This is a genomic window from Dysgonomonas sp. 216, assembly GCF_010501065.1.
Classification (GTDB): domain Bacteria; phylum Bacteroidota; class Bacteroidia; order Bacteroidales; family Dysgonomonadaceae; genus QVMM01.
In genome coordinates this window covers 1-19,017 of the sequence record NZ_QVMM01000011.1, presented here as the reverse complement: position 1 = coordinate 19,017, position 19,017 = coordinate 1, and the positions used below count along the sequence as shown (strand labels likewise).

Here is a 19,017-nt window from a genome sequence, read left to right as displayed (position 1 = left end):
TATTATTTAATTGTAACATGGAGTTATCAACTTATCTTAAAAAGTTCGACAACTCTTTATTTTTGTATTTTTTTGTCTTTGATATTATTACAAAAATTAGTTACCTTTGTTCCTCTTTTAACAGAAGGCTTAATACTGCTTTAAAAGGCTTAATTATAAGAAATGGAAATATTGATAATTAACGGGCCAAACCTCAATTTGCTAGGCAAGCGTGAACCCTCGGTCTACGGGAGTAAAACGTTTGATGCTTTTTTCGGGGAATTGAGTTTGCAATATAAAAATGCCTGCAAACTATCGTATTATCAATCGAACCACGAAGGCGACATTATTGACAAGATTCACGAAGCCGGATTTACTGCCGACGGAATAATTCTTAACGCTGGAGCTTATACTCACACTTCGGTGGCTATACACGATGCCATAAAGGCTGTTAATACACCTGTTGTAGAAGTACACATATCGAATATACATCAGCGTGAAGAGTTTCGCCACAAATCTATGATAGCAGCTGCATGCAAAGGATCTGTTATTGGCTTAGGGCTTGACTCGTACCGACTGGCAATAGAATATTTTATAGGCAACAATACAAAATAGAATAAAATTTCAATATTTATAACAACCACTTTTATGTTTAAGAAAACAAAAATTGTAGCTACAATCTCAGACATGCGTTGTGATGTAGATTTTATCAAATCGCTTTACGAAGAAGGCATCAACGTAGTCAGAATGAACTCTGCCCACATGACGGAAGAAGGGTTCGTGAAAGTAATGACAAATGTTAGAGCAGTATCTAACACTATCGGTATCATGATGGATACTAAGGGTCCTGAAATCCGTACAACTGCAACTGCAAGCGGCGAGAAAATTAAGGTTAAAACAGGAGACAAACTAAGAGTTATTGGCGACATCAACTTTTTGTCGACTCCTGAACAAATATCTACATCTTATCCTAGCATTGTTGCAGACGTACCTGTTGGCTCAACTTTATTGATCGATGATGGTGAAACTGCTTTGTCTGTTATTGATAAAACAGCTGAATATCTTGTTTGCGAAGTGCAAAACGATGGTACTATAGGTAGCCGCAAAAGCGTAAACATACCCGGAGTTAGCGTAAATCTTCCTTCTATTACAGCGAAAGACAAAAGAAGCATTGAGATAGCTATCGCAAACAATGCTGACTTTATAGCTCACTCTTTTGTTAGAAACAGACAAGACGTTCTTGATGTTCAAAAAATTCTTGACGAGCACAACAGCCCGATGAAGATTATTGCTAAAATTGAAAATCAGGAAGGTGTTGATAATATTGACGAAATTTTCGAAACAGCATATGGTGTTATGGTTGCACGTGGAGACCTTGGTATCGAAGTACCTCAGGAAAACATTCCAGCTATACAACGTTTACTAATCCGTAAAGCTGTAGAATATAAAAAACCTGTTATTGTAGCTACTCAAATGTTGCATACAATGATAGAGAACCCACGCCCAACACGTGCCGAAGTTACCGATATTGCTAATGCTGTATATTACGGAACTGATGCTGTGATGTTAAGTGGAGAAACTGCTTATGGTAAATATCCGGTTGAGGCTGTACGTGCTATGGCTAAAATTTGTGCTACTACAGAACAATCTAAGCTACAAGAAAAAGCTATTCCTGTACCTTTTAAAGACTCGGAATACGACACAACTTCATTCCTTTCGAAACAAGCAGTAAAAGCTGCAAGCCAACTTGGACTTAGCGCTATTATTACCGACAGCTTCACAGGCCGTACAGCACGCACACTAGCTGCTTTCCGCAGTAAAGCTCCGGTATATGCAGTATGTTGCGACGAGCATGTAATGCGTCATCTTTCGGTATGTTACGGTGTTGCCGCTTCATTCCAAGAGTCGACAGGATACACTACTCACAAACACAAAGAGTATTTCCTTAAAGCATTAAACTCTCTCCTTGACAAAGGATCGATAAAAAAAGACGATCTTGTTGCTTATCTTAGTGGTTCGTTCGGCGAAGGCAAAGGAACATCATTCCTTGAAATTAACGGTGTAGGAAGAGTTGTTGACTCAAAAGACGGCTTTGAAGTACCGGTAGATTAATTATAGATTTATCTATATAATATACAAAAATAGATGGCAGCTATATTTAGCTTGCCATCTATTTGTTTTATACACAAAAGTAATCGGCGTTTTGTTTTTTGCTAAAACCTGTCAGGAATGTCAGGTTTTAGCAAAAACAGGCTCCAGAAACCTTTACAACAAGCCTTCAATTCTACATTAATAGAATTACAATTACATATTAAAGTCAAAAAAGCTAAGCTTCTTTTGATTTCACAAATTCAAAAGATAACTTTGCACTTTTACTTAAGTTATGAATAACCTTTTAGAAAAATACATACTCGACCACATTGACGAAGAGAGTGAAATACTGAAACAACTCGACAGGGATGCTCATGTAAATTTGCTTCGTCCCCGTATGTTGTCAGGACATTTGCAGGGGAAAATATTGAAAATGTTTTGCCGCCTGTTGCAACCTAAATTTATTTTAGAGATAGGAACCTATACCGGTTATTCAGCCTTATGCCTTGCCGAAGGCGCTGCCGACGACGCAGAAATCCATACAATAGAAATAAACGACGAATTAGAAGACTTTATAAAAAAGCATCTGTATAAATCGAAACTAAAAGATAAGATTCATTTGCATATAGGCGATGCCGCACAGATAATTCCCGACATTAATTGTATGTTCGACATGGTTTTTATTGATGCAAACAAGCGTCACTACATAGAATATTACAATATGATATTTGACAAAGTGCGACAAGGAGGCCTAATTATAGCCGACAATACGCTGTGGGACGGAAAGGTTCTGGAAACACCACACCACACCGACAAGCAAACTTTAGGAATATTAGAGTTTAACGATATGCTGGTAAAAGACAATCGGGTAGAGAAAGTAATATTGCCTATACGCGACGGCTTAACTTTGATTTGGAAAAAGTGATATATAAGCACTATATTTGTGCAATAATAGTATAAAAGATGGAAAGTACAAGACAACAAAAAATAAGCCGCCTTATTCAGAAAGAATTAGGTGATATCTTTTTATTGCAAACAAAACAAATGCAAGGGGTATTAATTTCGGTTAGCGCCGTAAGGGTAAGCCCCGATTTAGGTTTGGCTAAAACCTACCTCAGTATATTCCCTTCGGAAAAAGGAAAAGAACTACTCGAAAACATTAAGGCAAATGTGAAAGCTATACGTTTCGATTTAGGACAACGTGTAGGAAAACAGTTGAGGGTTATTCCTGAATTAGCCTTTTATATCGACGACTCGCTCGACTATCTTGAAAATATAGACAAACTACTTCAATCGGGAAATAAACCAAAAGACAAAGAAGATTGAACCTGTCGTTATACATAGCCAAACGATATTTGTTTGCAAAAAAATCGCACAATGCCATTAATGTAATTTCTCTTATTTCGGTGTGCGGTATCACGATTGCTACAATGGCAATGGTATGCGCGCTATCGGTATTTAATGGATTCACAGGCATTGTGGTTAAATCGTTTAGTGCCATCGATCCCGAACTCAAGATAATGGCAGACAAAGGAAAAGTTTTCGATCCTGCCGACGAAAGAATACTAAAAGTAAAAGCTCTGGACGAAATTGCCATTGTCTGCGAATCGCTCGAAGAGTATGCCATGATAAAATACGAAGATCGTCAAGCAACGGGTTTAGTAAAAGGTGTATCGCCCGAATTTATAAACATGACCGATACTCACAGTATTATACTCGATGGCAATTTTATGTTGAAAGACGGCGATGTTCAGTTTGGAGTAATCGGAGCCGGTTTAGCCGCAAACCTAGGCGCCCGGGCAAATTTTATAGCACCTATTGAAATACATGCGCCAAAACGCGATGTGAAAGTTAATTTAGCAAACCCCTCATCGGCATTCACTGTGCGTTCGGTATTTCCAGCCGGAGCATTTGCGCTTTATCAGGCCAAATACGATGAAAACCTGCTCTTTATATCTTTAGAATTAGCTCGCGAATTGTTCCGCTACGACAAAGAAGTCTCTTCGCTTGAGATAAAACTAAAGGATCCAAACGAAGTTAAGGCTGTGAAAGAAAAAATAAAAATGATTCTGGGAGATAATTTCCTTGTTCAAGACCGCTTCGAGCAACAAGAAGAATCATTTAAGATGGTAAATATCGAAAAATGGATGACATACCTTATCCTGCTATTCATACTTATTATAGCTGTATTCAATATAATAGGTTCTCTATCGATGCTGATTCTCGATAAAAGAGAAGATATAAATATTTTACGCAAGATGGGGGCAAATAATAACCTTATAGTTTCCATATTCAGGCTCGAAGGCTGGCTCATCAGTTTCATGGGTGCTATTGCCGGATTAGTACTGGGGTTGATACTATGTTTTCTGCAAGAAAAATTCGGCTTATTAAAATTGGGGCAAACCGCCGGAACATTTGTTATAGATGTTTATCCTGTAGAAGTACAATTTCTTGATATCCTATACATATTCATAACTGTTTCAGTTATTGGGTTTCTTGCGGTATTATATCCCACCAATAGTTTAAAGAGGTATCTGACAGGTAATGATGTTTGATATTGAAAAATAGACACCATATTTACGTTAAATATTTTCGGTTTTTATCTATTTTCTTTTATATTTGCAAAGCTTTTTTGACAACCCTATGTTGCAAAATCGCATAAAAACAACAAAAAAAGGAGTAATATCAACCAACTGTATGAAAAACAGTATATTCGACAGATTTCTTCCTAAAGAGAATAAATTCTTTCTATTGCTCAGCGAAATGGCTGAATCTATATCTCTCGAATCGGCACTTATGATTGAGTGTACAAAAGCATCAACTCACCAAGAAGCTGTAGATCTCTACAAAAAAATTAAAGAAAAAGAATTGGAGTGTGATGTCATTCAAAACAAAATATTCGAAGAGTTGAATATTAGTTTTATCACACCTTTCGACAGGGAAGATATTAACCACCTTTCGAGCATTATGGATAACGTTGCCGACAATGTAAACAGTTGTGCCAAACGTATAATGCTATACAGCCCGAAATACATACCCGAGAGTGCCACGCAACTGGCTCAGCTGGTAAAAGATGCGGCAGACTGCATTACCCTTGCTGTGGGCGAGCTTGACAGGTTGAAGAAAAATCCCGTGAAAATCACAGAATACTGTCAGCGATTGAAAGATATAGAACACGAGGCCGACGATGTATATGAGCATTTCCTTATCGACCTGTTCGAAAACGAAAAAGATGCCATAGAGGTAATAAAGCTTAAAGATATTCTTCACGAACTGGAAAAAGCAACAGATATGGCCGAAACAGTTGGAAAGATAATAAAACAAATAATAGTGAAATACGCATAATAACACCAGCAACCCGATGGAATTGACACTATTAATTATTATTATTGTTCTCGCTCTCATTTTCGACTTCATAAACGGCTTTCACGACGCCGCCAATTCCATTGCAACTGTTGTTTCAACAAAAGTACTGACTCCCACCCAAGCTGTTATTTGGGCTGCATTCTTTAATTTTGTAGCATACTTTATAGCAGTACATTTTCTCGGCGGGTTTGGCGACAGCATAGCCAACACAGTGGCTAAAACAGTAGAATCTGAATTTATAACATCGCATATTATTATAGCCGGAATTATTGCCGCCATAACATGGAATCTTATAACATGGTGGTTTGGAATACCCTCATCGTCGTCACATACACTTATCGGAGGATTTGGCGGGGCTGCTATTGCCGGAGCCGGGTTTCAATCGGTACACATGGAAACTGTTAGTATCATTGTACTCTTTATATTTTTAGCTCCTCTTATAGGTATGATTGCCGGAAATATCATTACCATAATAACCCTTTATGCTATGCGTAATGTGCGTCCGGGAAAAGCCGACAGATGGTTTAAAGGGCTTCAGCTTTTATCCTCGGCATTATTGAGTATAGGCCATGGGCTAAACGATTCTCAAAAAGTGATGGGTATTATAGCTGCCGCACTTATTGCCAACCGTACAATACCCGATCTGCCCAGCTGGATGTATATGGAGAATATGGATAATATGCCGGAATGGATTCCCCTATCATGTTTTACAGCCATAGCCCTTGGAACAATGTCGGGCGGTTGGAAAATAATGAAAACCATGGGTAATCGTATTACCAAAATTACACCTCTCGAAGGTTTTTGTGCGCAAACCGCCGGATCTATAACCCTATTTATTTCCGAAATGCTGCATGTACCCGTTAGTACAACCCATGTGATATCGGGGAGTATAATCGGAGTTGGTTCGGTAAAACGTTTATCGGCCGTACGTTGGGGTATAACAAAAGATTTACTGGTTGCATGGACAATAACAATACCGGTGAGCAGTTTACTCGCTGCATTTTTTTACTGGGTTCTAAAATTTATCTTATAAACAAAAATAGCAAAGGCTTTTATCTATAACAGGTGAAGCCTTTTTATATATTAAACAGTTTATAAGAATTTGAAACAGAATGGTTATCTAACATTTGGTGGCACTATATTATCTTTGTAAAAGAATTTTGCAAAAGAAATCCGGAATCTTCAATTTATAGGGCAAAAGAATATGACAGAAGCATTAAAGCATGAGTGTGGTATAGCAATGATAAGGCTATTAAAGCCTCTCGAATATTACCAAAAAAAATACGGAACATGGCAGTATGGGTTAAACAAACTATATCTGCTAATGGAAAAGCAACACAACCGGGGGCAAGAAGGTGCAGGATTAGCAGTTGTTAAACTCGAAAGCAAACCTGGCAGCGAATTCATATTCAGGGAAAGAGCAACCGGATCGGGGGCCATATCCGAAATATTTGCCAACGTATATAAAAACTTCGAACAAGAACCCGCCGAGCGTTTACATGACTCATTATATGCAAAAGAAAGTTTACCTTTTGCCGGAGAATTATTTTTAGGACACTTACGTTACAGCACAACAGGCAAGGAAGGCATTTCTTACGTACACCCGTTTTTAAGAAGAAACAACTGGAAATCGAGAAATATAGCCTTAGCCGGAAACTTTAACATGACAAACGTAGACGAACTGTTCAACGATTTGCTGAACCAAGGGCAACACCCAAGAGATTATGCCGATACGTTTGTTTTATTAGAAACCTTAGGGCATTATCTTGATCGTGAAGTACAATACCAATTTGATAAATATGGTAAAGATTCCGATATAAAAGGACAGGAGCTCAATAATATTATAGAAAAAAACCTAGATGTACCTTTCATGCTTAATTCAGCAAGCAAGAAATGGGATGGAGGCTTTGTTATCAGTGGACTTATAGGTTGTGGCGATGCCTTTGCCTTTCGTGATCCGTGGGGAATACGTCCCGCATTTTACTATTACGACGACGAAATTGTTGTTGTAGCCTCGGAGCGTCCTGTTATTCAAACAACCATGAATCTGGATGCCGAAGCCATCCACGAACTCGAACCCGGACAAGCTATCGTTATAAAAAAAGACGGAACACTTTCGTTTCCTCAAATCCAAGAAAAGAGAGATGTTGCTCCCTGCTCTTTCGAGCGCATCTATTTTTCACGAGGTTCGGACGCCGATATATACAAAGAACGGAAAGAACTGGGAAAACTACTTATACCAAACATACTTGATACCGTTGATAACGATTTGGAGAATACTGTATTTTCGTTTATTCCAAACACGGCAGAGGTTGCTTTTTTCGGTATGACCGAAGGACTTTCGGATTGCCTGAACGACATAAAGTTAGAGAAGATAAAAAAATGTGGAAGCTCCATTTCGGAAGACGAGCTTCAACATATCCTATCGATGAAAGTAAGAAGCGAGAAAGTAGCCATTAAAGACATTAAGCTTCGGACGTTTATTGCTCAGGATGGGCAACGCGACGATCTCGCGGCTCATGTATATGATGTTACATACAACTCTATTATTCCGTATAAAGACAATCTGGTAGTTATTGACGATAGCATCGTCAGAGGCACCACCCTAAAACAGAGCATTATAAAAATACTAGACAGGCTTCACCCTAAAAAAATTGTAATCGCATCGTCTTCTCCTCAAATTCGTTACCCCGACTGCTATGGTATTGACATGTCGCGAATGACCGAATTTGCCGCATTCAGGGCAGCAATAGAATTATTGCAAGAAAAAGGATTGCAAGATATTATCAGCAGAGTACATCGAAAATCTGCTGAACAACGCCATAAGCCCAAAGAGCAGATTGTAAACTATGTAAAAGAAATATACGCTCCGTTTACCGATGAGCAAATATCACAAAAGATAGCCGAAATGCTCACTCCGGAAGGAACTCAAGCCGAAGTTAAATTAGTGTTTCAGTCAATCGAAAATTTACATAAAGCCTGCCCTAATCATAAAGGAGATTGGTATTTCTCAGGAAACTACCCTACCCCGGGAGGAAACAGAATGGTAAATACGGCGTTTCTTAACTACATAGAAGGAATAGGCCTTAGATCTTATTGATTTTTTGAGCCAAGTTTTTTCTTATGTTTGTATATTTGCTAAATTAGTAATTTATTTGCAACACATTATGGGAAAAGCATTTATTATCTCGTTAATATTACTTTCATATTCAACTTGCGGGCACGAAGATGTTTATTGTTGGGAATGCGAAAGTATTCAGGATGATTATTCATGGTCGGAAGTTTTTCACGAATGGTCGGAAGAAGATATTGACCAATTAATAGAGGACGACTACAATGAATACACCCCGATTTATACAACCTGTTATAAAATCGGATGCAGCAGACATGACTGTTCATATTGATAAAAATCACAACAGAATACGAGGACGTAAATTAGAATAAACACATAGTTAAATATTGTAAAATACACACTTATTATAACCTTTTCCGATATTTAGATTTGTAAACTTGTACTAAAAACTATACGTTTGTATACCCGAATAAACAAATATCAGGTATTCTGTAACAAAAACTTGATATTTTGTGAATAAAATAACTTCTCCACAATCTTATTTAGTTGATAGAAAACAATATCAACGGCTATAGTGTTATGAAAAGACTAAAAGGAGTATATTACTGAAAATTAGCAACATATTAAACAATAAAATAAGCAAAGCATATGAAAACTACAATTGAAGAACGTTGGGGAACTCATCCCAATGATGTAAAAAAATATGATACCACACAATTACGTAAAGAGTTTTTAGTTGAAAAGCTTTTTGCAGCAGACGAGGTGTTGATGACCTATACTCACAACGATCGTCTTATTATTGGTGGAGCACTACCTGTAAAAGAAGACTTAAAACTGGAAACTGTCGATCTTATTCGTTCAGAATATTTCTGCGAAAGACGTGAACTTGGTATTATCTGTATCGAAGGCGAAGGCATTGTTACTGTTGACGGTAAAGATTACGAATTAGGTTTTAAAGATGCTGTTTATGTTGGACGTGGATCGAAAGAAGTTATCTTTAAAAGTAAAGACCACTTATATCCTGCTAAATTTTACTTCGCATCGTCGCCTGCACATAAAGCATACCCAACTGCACAAATAACGTCAGAAATGAGACGTACCCGCGATTTAGGTTCGCCAGAAACATCAAACGAGCGTTTACTTAATCAAATCATATTAAGCGAAATAGTACCTTGCTGTCAGTTACAAATGGGTATGACCGAATTGAAAACAGGAAGCGTTTGGAACACTATGCCTCCGCATACACATTCGCGCAGAATGGAAGCTTACTTTTACTTTAAAGTTCCCGAAAAGCAATCGGTATGCCACTTCATGGGCGAACCTCAAGAAACACGCCATATATTTATGGGAAATGAACAAGCCGTAATATCTCCTTCGTGGTCAATTCACTCGGCAGCCGGAACAAGCAATTACACTTTTATTTGGGCTATGTGTGGCGAGAATCTTGACTATGACGACATGGATACTTTTACAGCTGACAAATTGAAATAAACACCTAAATATAAATTCTATGAGAAAATATTTTGCACTGTTTGCTGTTGCAGCATTACTTGCATCTTGTGCACCCAAAGAGATGAAGATTACAGTTGAAAATCCCAGCGATTTCGACCGTACTGTCGAAATGGTAGAAGTGCCTGTTGATGCTATCAAAGCAAAAGTAGATTTAGCAGAAGGACAGGTTTATCAGGTTGTAAACCAAGCAGGAGAGATTATTCCGTCTCAGGTAACTTTTGACGGTAAACTAATTTTTCAAGGTAATTTGAAAGCCGGAGAAACCGGAACATTCACTATTAAAGCAGGAGCAATCGAAACTTTTGAAGCAAAAACATTCGGACGATTCATTCAAGAACGTAAAGATGATTTTGCATGGGAGAACGACCGCGTGGCATTCCGTGCATATGGTCCGTCTCTGATTGCATCTGACGGCCCAAGCAACGGCTTTGACGCATGGTTTAAACGTACTAACGCTTTAATTATCGACAAATGGTATAAAGACGACTTGGCCGGAAAAGCTTCGTATCACGAAGATCATGGAGAAGGCTTGGATGATTATAAAGTAGGACGAACTCTTGGAGCCGGAGCTATGGCACCTTATGTAAATGATTCGCTTTGGTTGAACGAAAATTATGCCTCTCAAGAAGTTCTGGAAAATGGCCCGTTGCGCACAACCTTTAAACTTGTATATAAAGACATAACAGTTGATGGACAAACATATAGCGAAAGCCGCACAATATCGATAGATGCAGGTTCTCAACTATCGAAAGTAGTGCAATCGTATGGTAATCTGAAAACACCTATAGCTGTTGCTGCAGGATTGGTTAAACGCGAAAACGATTCTATTATAGTTTCTGCCGCAAAAGATTATATTGTATATGCTGAACCTAAAAGCAGTAAAGCTGATAACATTTACCTGGCACTTGTGTTTCCTGAAAACTTCGACAAGGATGTTATTGATACATATGCAATAATGAACCCTAAAACTCAAAAACCAGATTTATATTCTCATGTTTTAGCTGTAGCTACTTATCAGCCAGATTCTCCTGTTACATATTACACAGGATATGGATGGTCTAAGTTTGGTTTTCCTACGCTTAACGATTTCGAAGTTTATACATCCAATTTTGCAAAAGCACTTAAACAGCCGCTTGCAGTAAAATATTAAGATAAAAAAAGGTTGATAACCTGCTTATATACGGCAGATTATCGACCTTTATCTAATATAAGAGACTTAACTTTAATACATCATATAAATAAAAACATGGAAAAGAAAAAAGTAGTAACTTTTGGAGAAATAATGTTGCGTTTGGCAACTCCCGGTTATCAAAGATTTATTCAATCAACAAATCTGAATGCTACATTTGGAGGAGGAGAAGCAAACGTAGCCGTTTCATTATCAAATTATGGAATTCCAACCGATTTTGTAACAAGGCTACCAAATAATGATATTGCCGAATGGTGTATATCAGACCTTAGAAAATATAATGTGGGGGTTAATAATATAGTTCGCGGAGGTGATCGTGTAGGTATCTATTTCCTCGAAACAGGAGCTGTAGCCCGTGCATCGAAAGTTGTTTACGACCGTGCTAATTCGGCTATCGCAGATATAAAACCCGGTATGATTAATTGGCGCGAACTGTTCAAAGATGCTAAATGGTTTCATTGGACGGGAATTACGCCAGCGTTGTCTCAAGGTGCAGCAGATGCATGTCTCGAAGCTATTAAAATAGCAAACGAAATGGGAGTTACTGTATCTACCGACCTAAACTACCGCAAAAACCTTTGGAAATACGGAAAAACTGCATCGGAAATAATGCCTGCATTAGTTGAAGGTTGCGACATTATATTAGGAAACGAAGAAGATGCAGAGAAAGTATTTGGAATCAAACCCGAAGGTTTTGATGTTGCACATACAGGAGGAGAAGTTAATGCTGCCGAATTTGAATCGGTTTGTACTCAGTTAATGAAACGTTTCCCTCGTGCGAAGAAAGTTATCATTACACTTCGCGGTTCAATTAATGCAAACCATAATACATGGGGAGGATGTTTATATTCGGATAAGCTATACCAGTCGAAACGTTACGACATCACACACATTGTTGATCGTGTAGGTGGTGGCGACTCGTTTATGGGCGGTCTTATTTATGGTTTGATAAGCTATCCTAACGACGACCAAAAAGCGCTTGAATTTGCAGTTGCTGCATCATGTTTGAAACACACCATTTATGGCGACTTTAATTTAGTTACAGTTGCCGAGGTTGAAAACCTGATGAAAGGCGATGGTTCAGGACGTGTTTCCCGCTAATAAATACAATAAATGCATATAAAAAAACAAAAAAATGACTAATCAATTTTCATTAGAAGGTAAAGTTGCCCTGATTACAGGTGCTTCTTACGGAATAGGCTTTTCTATAGCTTCTGCTCTTGGAAAAGCTGGTGCTAAAATCGTTTTCAACGATTTAAAACAAGAATTTGTAGACAAAGGTGTTGCCGCATACAAAGAAATTGGACTTGAAGTTAACGGATATGTTTGTGACGTAACAAACGAAGATCAGGTTAATTCAATGGTAAAACAAATCGAAAAAGAAGTAGGCGTTATTGATATTCTTGTAAACAATGCAGGGATAATCAAACGTATACCAATGATTGAAATGAGTGCAGACGAATTCCGTCAAGTTATCGATGTTGATTTAAATGCGCCATTCATTGTTGCTAAAGCGGTAATACCTAACATGATAAAAAAAGGAGCAGGAAAAATCATTAACATTTGTTCGATGATGAGTGAGCTTGGACGCGAAACAGTTTCGGCTTATGCTGCAGCCAAAGGAGGTCTTAAAATGCTTACCCGTAATATAGCTTCTGAATACGGCGAATATAACATTCAATGTAATGGTATCGGCCCCGGTTATATAGCAACACCCCAAACCGCACCTTTACGCGAAAAGCAAGCCGATGGATCTCGTCATCCGTTCGATTCTTTCATTATTGCTAAAACTCCGGCAGCTCGCTGGGGAAACCCCGAAGATCTGGCAGGTCCGGCAGTATTTCTTGCTTCGGAAGCCTCTAACTTTGTTAACGGACATGTATTATATGTCGATGGTGGAATTTTAGCTTATATAGGAAAGCAACCTTGATAATAAAAACAGAATAACAAAAGACATGTATGCCGATATACCGATTGCAAATTGGTATATTGGCTCTTGTTATTAATTATAGATATATAAAATGGCACGATTTACACGTATACAAGTATGTCAGACAATAGCAGAAACCGGAATGGTTCCTGTTTTCTATCATAATGATCTGGAAGTATCTAAACAAGTACTTAAAGCTTGCTATGAAGGCGGAGTCAGAGCGTTTGAATTTACAAACAGGGGTGATTTTGCCCACGAAATATTTGGAGAACTAAATAAATGGGCTGCAAAAGAATGCCCAGAGATGATATTGGGAATAGGCTCGGTTGTTGATCCGGGTACAGCATCTCTTTATCTTCAACTTGGCGCTAATTTTATTGTAGGCCCACTATTAAATCCCGAAATATTTAAAGCATGTAACCGCCGTCAGGTAGCATATGTTCCCGGATGTGGATCGGTATCAGAAGTAGGTTTGGCTCAGGAGTTAGGAGCAGAACTGGTAAAAGTATTTCCGGGCGATGTTATGGGACCGGCTTTTGTGAAAGGGGTTAAGGCTCCAATGCCTTGGTCTAATATAATGGTTACAGGTGGAGTAACGCCTACAGAAGAAAACCTATCGAAATGGTTTAGCGCCGGAGTTACTTGCGTTGGCATGGGGTCGAACCTATTCCCTAAAGAGGTAATAGCTGCTAAAGACTGGGGTAAGATAACTCAAATGTGTAAAGATGCATTTGGTATTATTGCCAAAATAAGGAACAAATAATCTTTAATCAAAATACCAATTAAAACATGAATTTACTTAAACAAGAAGGCAATAGAATGACAAATTACAGATGGGTAATCTGTTCTATGTTATTTTTTGCTACAACAATCAACTACCTCGATCGTCAGGTTCTTTCTCTGACGTGGAAGGACTTTATCTCTCCCGAGTTTCATTGGACCAATGACGACTATGGAACAATTACAGCATTGTTCTCTATTTTCTATGCTGTTGGTATGCTATTTGCCGGAAAGTTTGTCGACTGGATGGATACAAAGAAAGGATTCTTATGGGCTATCGGCGTATGGTCGATTGGAGCTGTAATTCACGCATTTTGTGGTATCGCAACCTCTGGTATTGTAGCAGGAGAATGGTTTGTTGGTTTTGAAGGAGCTCGCGAAGCTATTGGAGCTGTGCAAAATGTAGGACGTGTGGCTAGTGTTAGTGTTGTTCTATTTATCATAGCCCGTTTTGTTTTAGCTATAGGTGAAGCCGGAAACTTTCCTGCCGCCATAAAAGCTACAGCCGAATACTTCCCTAAAAAAGACAGAGCTTACGCTACCAGTATCTTTAATGCGGGAGCTACGGTCGGAGCACTAGCTGCACCGGTAACCATTCCTGTAATAGCTGAACATTGGGGATGGGAAATGTCCTTTATTATTATTGGTGCCCTCGGTTTTGTGTGGATGGGATTCTGGACCTTTATCTATAACAAACCAGAGAAACATCCTAAAGTAAACAAAGCAGAGTTAGCTTATATACAATCCGATCTGGATTCGACAGACCCTGTTGAAGAAGAAGTTGAAAAGGCTCAGGAATCAAAAAAGATATCGTTCAAAGAAGCATTCCGCTACCGTCAAACATGGGCTTTTGCCTTTGGAAAATTTATGACAGACGGAGTATGGTGGTTCTTCCTGTTCTGGGCTCCGGCTTATTTAAGTTCGGTTTATGACATAAAATCGTCAGATACAGAAGGACAGTTAGCTATATTTGTTCTTTATCTAATAACTCTGCTATCCATTATCGGAGGCTGGTTACCATCGTATTTTGTAGATAAAAAGAAGATGAATCCGTATGCAGGGCGTATGAAAGCGATGTTAATATTCGCATTCTTCCCATTATTGGCACTTTTGGCTCAACCATTAGGTCACATATCTTATTGGGTTCCTGTTATTATAATTGGTATTGCAGGAGCAGCACATCAGGCTTGGTCGGCAAATATATTCTCTACTATTGGAGACATGTTCCCCAAAAAAGCAATTGCCACTATTACAGGTATTGGAGGTATGGCCGGAGGTATTGGTTCATTCCTTATCAATAAAGGATCGGGGAAACTGTTCGATTTTACGCAAAAGAGTTGGAGTACTATAAACGGAGAAGCTTTACTCGACAAATATCCGCAATTCCAAACTAAAGAAGCAACAGAAGCATTACTTAAAGAACATAATGTTTCTAATCTCGAAGAGTTTTTGAGAATGCTCGCTAAATCGGGTGAAACCGTTGTTGATGGTATAAATTCGGGTTATATGATCATATTTTCAATCTGTGCCGTAGCCTATCTTATTGGGTGGGTTGTGATGAAAATACTCGTACCGAAGTATAAACCTATTACAGATTTAGATTAGTCTAAATCACGATATTACAATAAAACGGGTAACCTTTGGGTTACCCGTTTTATTGTATATAAACTGTGCTTTACAGCAAGCTTTTTCTCTTTTAAGAGAACTTCCAATCTATTAACTGAAGTCCTTGATTTAGAGCTTCAGTATATCTTTCCTTATTGAACGAATAGAGGTTAGGAGCTTTATGTGCTCCTACTTTTCGTGTCTCGTTCAACTTCTCAAACAAGCCGATAGATAACATTTTTCGTTGAAAGTTTCTACGATCAAGTTCTTTTCCTAAGAATGACTCATATACCTGTCGTAGCTCTGGCATTGTAAATTTGTCCGGTAATAACTCATAACCTATAGGCACAAACCCTATTTGATAATAAATATCATCCAAAGCTTTCTGTATAATATGCTTGTGGTCGGCATATAATGCAGGTAGGTTGTTGATTGTGTGCCAACTAACGGTTTCCCCTTCATTTTCAGAATATATCTGAACTTTCGAATATTCGACTAAAGCGTAATACCCAATACCTACAAACCTGTTGATAAACCAATCCGACCCTTCCGGTAAATTATATTGATTAATAATGCTTTTTTGTTCTTCAACATTTATACGGTCGTGAGCACCAAATGTATAGAATTGCTTAGTGTATATGTCTCTCAATCCGGTTCTTGATTTTAGGTGTCTGTCAACAGCATCCTCTATACTTTCGTCTCGAAAGACAAGACCTCCGGGTAGAAGCCATTTGTCATAAGAATCGTATTTATTAAGCAACACCCTAAGACTTCCTTCAAAAAAGCCCAAGATGACGCAATCGACAGAAATGCCTGGCAGATAGTCATTTTTACTATCCGACAACCCGAAAGCTGTTCTTAACATAAGCAATATAATGTAGTTTTATGGTACAAGTGTGTCTAAGCTAAGAAAAGTACTCCCGAGGAAGTACTCTCTTAATATATTGATTATTAGCTTTTATCTAACAATCTTAAACTGAAGTATTACCCCAATTTATTTTTTATCAGCCTTTGCTGCACAGCAAGATTTCTTTTCCACCTTCTTGCATTCTGCTTTTTTTGTACACTCTGTACTCTTTGTGCATTCAGCTTTCTTCTTTTCTGAACATTCTGCTTTTTTAGGGCATTCGGTTTTAGCTTTGGCCGATCCTTCCTTTTTTGCAGGTTTAGTATCCTGAGCCATTACTGATACAGACAATAGAAGAGCGAATGACATTACTGTTGATATTATTAACTTTCTCATTTCTAGTAATTGTTTATTAATGTCATATAATTAGTGAATTACAAATATAGGAATTAAAATATACACTCATAATCATTGAAACAAACATTTTGTTAATAAAATCTAAACATTTAACACATATACTAAACATAATATTCTCATTGCTATAAGACAAGCTTTATTCGTATAGTGGCGAAATGAAAAAAGTAGTATCTTTGCACCTTAAAATTTGAAAGATGAATAATCCTGAGCTTGATAAAGAGATACACAGAAGACGTACGTTTGCTATTGTTAGCCACCCCGATGCCGGTAAAACAACCTTAACCGAGAAGCTACTGCTTTTTGGGGGGGCTATACACGTTGCCGGAGCTGTTAAATCGAACAAGATCAAGAAAACTGCAACATCTGACTGGATGGAGATAGAGAAGCAACGGGGTATATCTGTGGCTACTTCGGTAATGGGTTTCGAATATAACAACCATAAGATAAACATTTTAGATACTCCCGGACACCAAGACTTTGCCGAAGACACATTCCGTACGCTTACGGCTGTCGACAGTGTTATTATCGTTATCGACTCGGCTAAAGGGGTGGAAGCCCAAACCCGAAAGCTGATGGAGGTGTGCCGTATGCGCAAAACCCCTGTTATGGTATTCATCAACAAAATGGACAGGGACGGTAAAGACCCCTTCGATTTGCTGGACGAAGTAGAAGAGGAACTACAGATAAAAGTACGCCCTTTGAGCTGGCCTATCGACAGTGGGCAACGGTTTAGGGGAGTATATAATATATACGACGAAAAGCTGGATTTGTATACGCCCAGCAAACAGACAGTTACCGAGTCTATCGAGTTTAAAGACATAGCACACCCCGATCTGGAGAAGCACATAGGCGAACAACTGGCAGCCAAACTGCGTGAAGACATTGAGCTTATTGAGGGCGTTTATCCCGATCTGAATATCGACCGTTACCTGAAAGGAGAAGTTGCTCCCGTGTTTTTCGGGTCGGCACTGAATAACTTCGGGGTAAAAGAACTGCTCGACTGCTTTGTGAAGATAGCCCCCTCGCCTCGCCCCATACAGGCAATAGAGCGTGTAGTGGTGCCCGAAGAGGAAGCTTTCACAGGCTTTATATTCAAGATTCACGCCAACATGGACCCCAACCACCGTTCGTGCATCGCCTTTGTGAAGATATGCTCGGGTAAGTTCGAACGTAACGTAAACTACAAGCATATCCGCCTGAACCGCATGATGAAGTTCTCGGCTCCCACTGCCTTTATGGCTCAGAAAAAAGAGACTGTTGATGAAGCTTTCGCTGGCGATATTATAGGTTTGCCCGACACGGGGACTTTCAAAATTGGAGACACGCTTACTTCGGGCGAACTGCTCCATTTCAAAGGCTTACCTAGTTTCTCGCCCGAGATGTTCAAATATATTGACAATGCCGACCCAATGAAAACAAAACAACTGCAAAAGGGCATCGACCAACTTATGGACGAGGGTGTGGCACAATTGTTTGTCAACCAATTTAACGGACGCAAGATTATAGGAACCGTAGGACAACTGCAATTCGAAGTTATTCAGTACCGCCTGTTGCACGAATATGGTGCACAATGCCGCTGGGAGTCGATCAGCCTATATAAAGCATGCTGGATTGAAAGCGACGACAAAGACGAACTGGAAACATTCAAAAAGCGCAAAGCCCAATATATGGCTAAGGACAAAGATGGACGTGATGTTTTTCTTGCCGACTCGAACTACGTGTTGATGATGGCGCAACAAGACTTTAAGAACATAAAGTTCCACTTCACTTCCGAATTTTAAGGTCGCATATCTATTTTCCTGCCTCGTTCTTATTCTATTAAGGTAGAATAACATCCTTGTTTGCGGGCTCTATCTGTGTCATTTTTGCAAAACCTGACAGTTCTGACGGTTTTAGCCTCTTTATGGTTCCCTACAGAAGAGGCATCTTCTCTATTCCTTTAAAGCAATGAATATTCTGACAAAAGCCTCCTGTTTTTCGATGACGAATTGTAAATTATTGAAGTTAAAGTTCTCTGCATGGTTGTTTTGACTATTTCCCTTGCAGACAGATACAGAGGCACTTAACCGCCATAAGCCAAACATTATTCAATGCAAGGCTGGAAAAGGAAACTAAAAATGTAATTGTTCTTTTAACTGCCGCGCATCTTACCGATGCTTGCCTTCGTTCATTTTGCCTTGATGCAAAACGAACCAAAAAATCAAGACTGCGCCTGCTGTGCGACCCGC

General features: G+C 38.8%; 19 protein-coding genes. 16 read left to right on the top strand and 3 right to left on the bottom strand.

The features are described 5' to 3' along the window. Positions 1–162 precede the first annotated feature (162 nt). From aroQ to D0T53_RS07915, 15 genes are all read left to right on the top strand, one after another. Positions 163–594 (top strand): type II 3-dehydroquinate dehydratase, encoded by a 432-nt coding sequence (gene aroQ / locus D0T53_RS07985; protein ID WP_163266636.1) that lies wholly within the window; start codon positions 163–165, stop codon positions 592–594. 33 nt (positions 595–627) lie between these two features. Continuing rightward, positions 628–2,091: a pyruvate kinase gene (pyk, locus tag D0T53_RS07980; RefSeq protein WP_163266634.1), complete on the top strand. Its 1,464-nt coding sequence runs from the start codon at positions 628–630 to the stop codon at positions 2,089–2,091. Between the two features lie 271 nt (positions 2,092–2,362). Next, entirely contained in the window at positions 2,363–2,995 is a 633-nt protein-coding gene (locus D0T53_RS07975) for an O-methyltransferase (protein ID WP_163266632.1), read from the top strand. A gap of 38 nt (positions 2,996–3,033) precedes the next feature. Continuing rightward, positions 3,034–3,396 carry a 30S ribosome-binding factor RbfA gene (gene rbfA, locus D0T53_RS07970; protein ID WP_163266630.1) on the top strand — a complete coding sequence of 121 codons (363 nt, stop codon included), beginning with the start codon at positions 3,034–3,036 and terminating at the stop codon, positions 3,394–3,396. Continuing rightward, positions 3,393–4,625 (top strand): FtsX-like permease family protein, encoded by a 1,233-nt coding sequence (locus D0T53_RS07965; RefSeq protein ID WP_163266628.1) that lies wholly within the window; start codon positions 3,393–3,395, stop codon positions 4,623–4,625. The genes rbfA and D0T53_RS07965 overlap by 4 nt, the downstream gene beginning before the upstream one ends. Before the next feature lie 142 nt (positions 4,626–4,767). Then, positions 4,768–5,415 (top strand): DUF47 domain-containing protein, encoded by a 648-nt coding sequence (locus tag D0T53_RS07960; protein ID WP_163266626.1) that lies wholly within the window; start codon positions 4,768–4,770, stop codon positions 5,413–5,415. 22 nt (positions 5,416–5,437) lie between these two features. Beyond that, complete coding sequence (locus D0T53_RS07955; protein ID WP_163266803.1) at positions 5,438–6,469, top strand: inorganic phosphate transporter; 1,032 nt, start codon at positions 5,438–5,440, stop codon at positions 6,467–6,469. A gap of 171 nt (positions 6,470–6,640) precedes the next feature. Continuing rightward, positions 6,641–8,536, top strand: a complete 1,896-nt coding sequence (locus D0T53_RS07950; RefSeq protein WP_163266624.1) for an amidophosphoribosyltransferase — start codon at positions 6,641–6,643, stop codon at positions 8,534–8,536. 67 nt (positions 8,537–8,603) lie between these two features. Next, the gene (locus tag D0T53_RS07945) at positions 8,604–8,840 is read left to right on the top strand and encodes a hypothetical protein (RefSeq protein ID WP_163266622.1); all 237 of its coding nucleotides are present in this window, start codon (positions 8,604–8,606) and stop codon (positions 8,838–8,840) included. A 317-nt stretch (positions 8,841–9,157) separates the two neighbouring features. Further along, a complete protein-coding gene (gene kduI, locus D0T53_RS07940) occupies positions 9,158–10,000 on the top strand; it encodes a 5-dehydro-4-deoxy-D-glucuronate isomerase (protein WP_163266620.1) in 843 nt (280 codons plus the stop codon). Positions 10,001–10,019: 19 nt separating this feature from the next. Beyond that, positions 10,020–11,171, top strand: coding sequence for a DUF4861 domain-containing protein (locus tag D0T53_RS07935; RefSeq protein WP_163266618.1), 1,152 nt, complete (start codon positions 10,020–10,022; stop codon positions 11,169–11,171). A gap of 96 nt (positions 11,172–11,267) precedes the next feature. Then, positions 11,268–12,311 (top strand): sugar kinase, encoded by a 1,044-nt coding sequence (locus D0T53_RS07930; RefSeq protein WP_163266616.1) that lies wholly within the window; start codon positions 11,268–11,270, stop codon positions 12,309–12,311. Positions 12,312–12,345: 34 nt separating this feature from the next. Then, complete coding sequence (locus D0T53_RS07925; RefSeq protein WP_163266614.1) at positions 12,346–13,140, top strand: gluconate 5-dehydrogenase; 795 nt, start codon at positions 12,346–12,348, stop codon at positions 13,138–13,140. Positions 13,141–13,231: 91 nt separating this feature from the next. Next, positions 13,232–13,903: a bifunctional 4-hydroxy-2-oxoglutarate aldolase/2-dehydro-3-deoxy-phosphogluconate aldolase gene (locus tag D0T53_RS07920; RefSeq protein WP_163266612.1), complete on the top strand. Its 672-nt coding sequence runs from the start codon at positions 13,232–13,234 to the stop codon at positions 13,901–13,903. 26 nt (positions 13,904–13,929) lie between these two features. Then, positions 13,930–15,525: an MFS transporter gene (locus D0T53_RS07915; RefSeq protein WP_185152983.1), complete on the top strand. Its 1,596-nt coding sequence runs from the start codon at positions 13,930–13,932 to the stop codon at positions 15,523–15,525. 91 nt (positions 15,526–15,616) lie between these two features. Here the strand turns inward: D0T53_RS07915 and D0T53_RS07910 are convergent, their stop codons facing one another. Together D0T53_RS07910 and D0T53_RS07905 are read right to left on the bottom strand one after the other, a co-directional pair. After that, positions 15,617–16,390, bottom strand: a complete 774-nt coding sequence (locus tag D0T53_RS07910) for an NUDIX domain-containing protein (protein WP_163266610.1) — start codon at positions 16,388–16,390, stop codon at positions 15,617–15,619. Positions 16,391–16,519: 129 nt separating this feature from the next. Next, the gene (locus D0T53_RS07905; RefSeq protein ID WP_163266608.1) at positions 16,520–16,768 is read right to left on the bottom strand and encodes a hypothetical protein; all 249 of its coding nucleotides are present in this window, start codon (positions 16,766–16,768) and stop codon (positions 16,520–16,522) included. 215 nt (positions 16,769–16,983) lie between these two features. On the opposite strand from D0T53_RS07905, the gene D0T53_RS07900 reads away from it, so the two are divergent. Further along, complete coding sequence (locus D0T53_RS07900) at positions 16,984–18,570, top strand: peptide chain release factor 3 (RefSeq protein WP_163266606.1); 1,587 nt, start codon at positions 16,984–16,986, stop codon at positions 18,568–18,570. A gap of 250 nt (positions 18,571–18,820) precedes the next feature. Here the strand turns inward: D0T53_RS07900 and D0T53_RS13470 are convergent. Further along, positions 18,821–19,017 (bottom strand): hypothetical protein (locus D0T53_RS13470; RefSeq protein WP_221411512.1); only part of this gene is annotated, 197 nt, incomplete at its 5' end.

Excerpts from the sequence above, each read along its gene's own strand:
- D0T53_RS07900 (WP_163266606.1), top strand. The coding sequence starts at position 16,984 with ATGAATAATCCTGAGCTTGATAAAGAGATACACAGAAGACGTACGTTT.
- D0T53_RS07905 (WP_163266608.1), bottom strand. The coding sequence starts at position 16,768 with ATGAGAAAGTTAATAATATCAACAGTAATGTCATTCGCTCTTCTATTG.
- D0T53_RS07930 (WP_163266616.1), top strand. The coding sequence starts at position 11,268 with ATGGAAAAGAAAAAAGTAGTAACTTTTGGAGAAATAATGTTGCGTTTG.
- aroQ (WP_163266636.1), top strand. The coding sequence starts at position 163 with ATGGAAATATTGATAATTAACGGGCCAAACCTCAATTTGCTAGGCAAG.
- D0T53_RS07910 (WP_163266610.1), bottom strand. The coding sequence starts at position 16,390 with ATGTTAAGAACAGCTTTCGGGTTGTCGGATAGTAAAAATGACTATCTG.
- D0T53_RS07920 (WP_163266612.1), top strand. The coding sequence starts at position 13,232 with ATGGCACGATTTACACGTATACAAGTATGTCAGACAATAGCAGAAACC.
- D0T53_RS07960 (WP_163266626.1), top strand. The coding sequence starts at position 4,768 with ATGAAAAACAGTATATTCGACAGATTTCTTCCTAAAGAGAATAAATTC.
- D0T53_RS07935 (WP_163266618.1), top strand. The coding sequence starts at position 10,020 with ATGAGAAAATATTTTGCACTGTTTGCTGTTGCAGCATTACTTGCATCT.
- D0T53_RS07975 (WP_163266632.1), top strand. The coding sequence starts at position 2,363 with ATGAATAACCTTTTAGAAAAATACATACTCGACCACATTGACGAAGAG.
- pyk (WP_163266634.1), top strand. The coding sequence starts at position 628 with ATGTTTAAGAAAACAAAAATTGTAGCTACAATCTCAGACATGCGTTGT.
- D0T53_RS07950 (WP_163266624.1), top strand. The coding sequence starts at position 6,641 with ATGACAGAAGCATTAAAGCATGAGTGTGGTATAGCAATGATAAGGCTA.
- D0T53_RS07925 (WP_163266614.1), top strand. The coding sequence starts at position 12,346 with ATGACTAATCAATTTTCATTAGAAGGTAAAGTTGCCCTGATTACAGGT.
- D0T53_RS07945 (WP_163266622.1), top strand. The coding sequence starts at position 8,604 with ATGGGAAAAGCATTTATTATCTCGTTAATATTACTTTCATATTCAACT.
- rbfA (WP_163266630.1), top strand. The coding sequence starts at position 3,034 with ATGGAAAGTACAAGACAACAAAAAATAAGCCGCCTTATTCAGAAAGAA.
- kduI (WP_163266620.1), top strand. The coding sequence starts at position 9,158 with ATGAAAACTACAATTGAAGAACGTTGGGGAACTCATCCCAATGATGTA.
- D0T53_RS07915 (WP_185152983.1), top strand. The coding sequence starts at position 13,930 with ATGAATTTACTTAAACAAGAAGGCAATAGAATGACAAATTACAGATGG.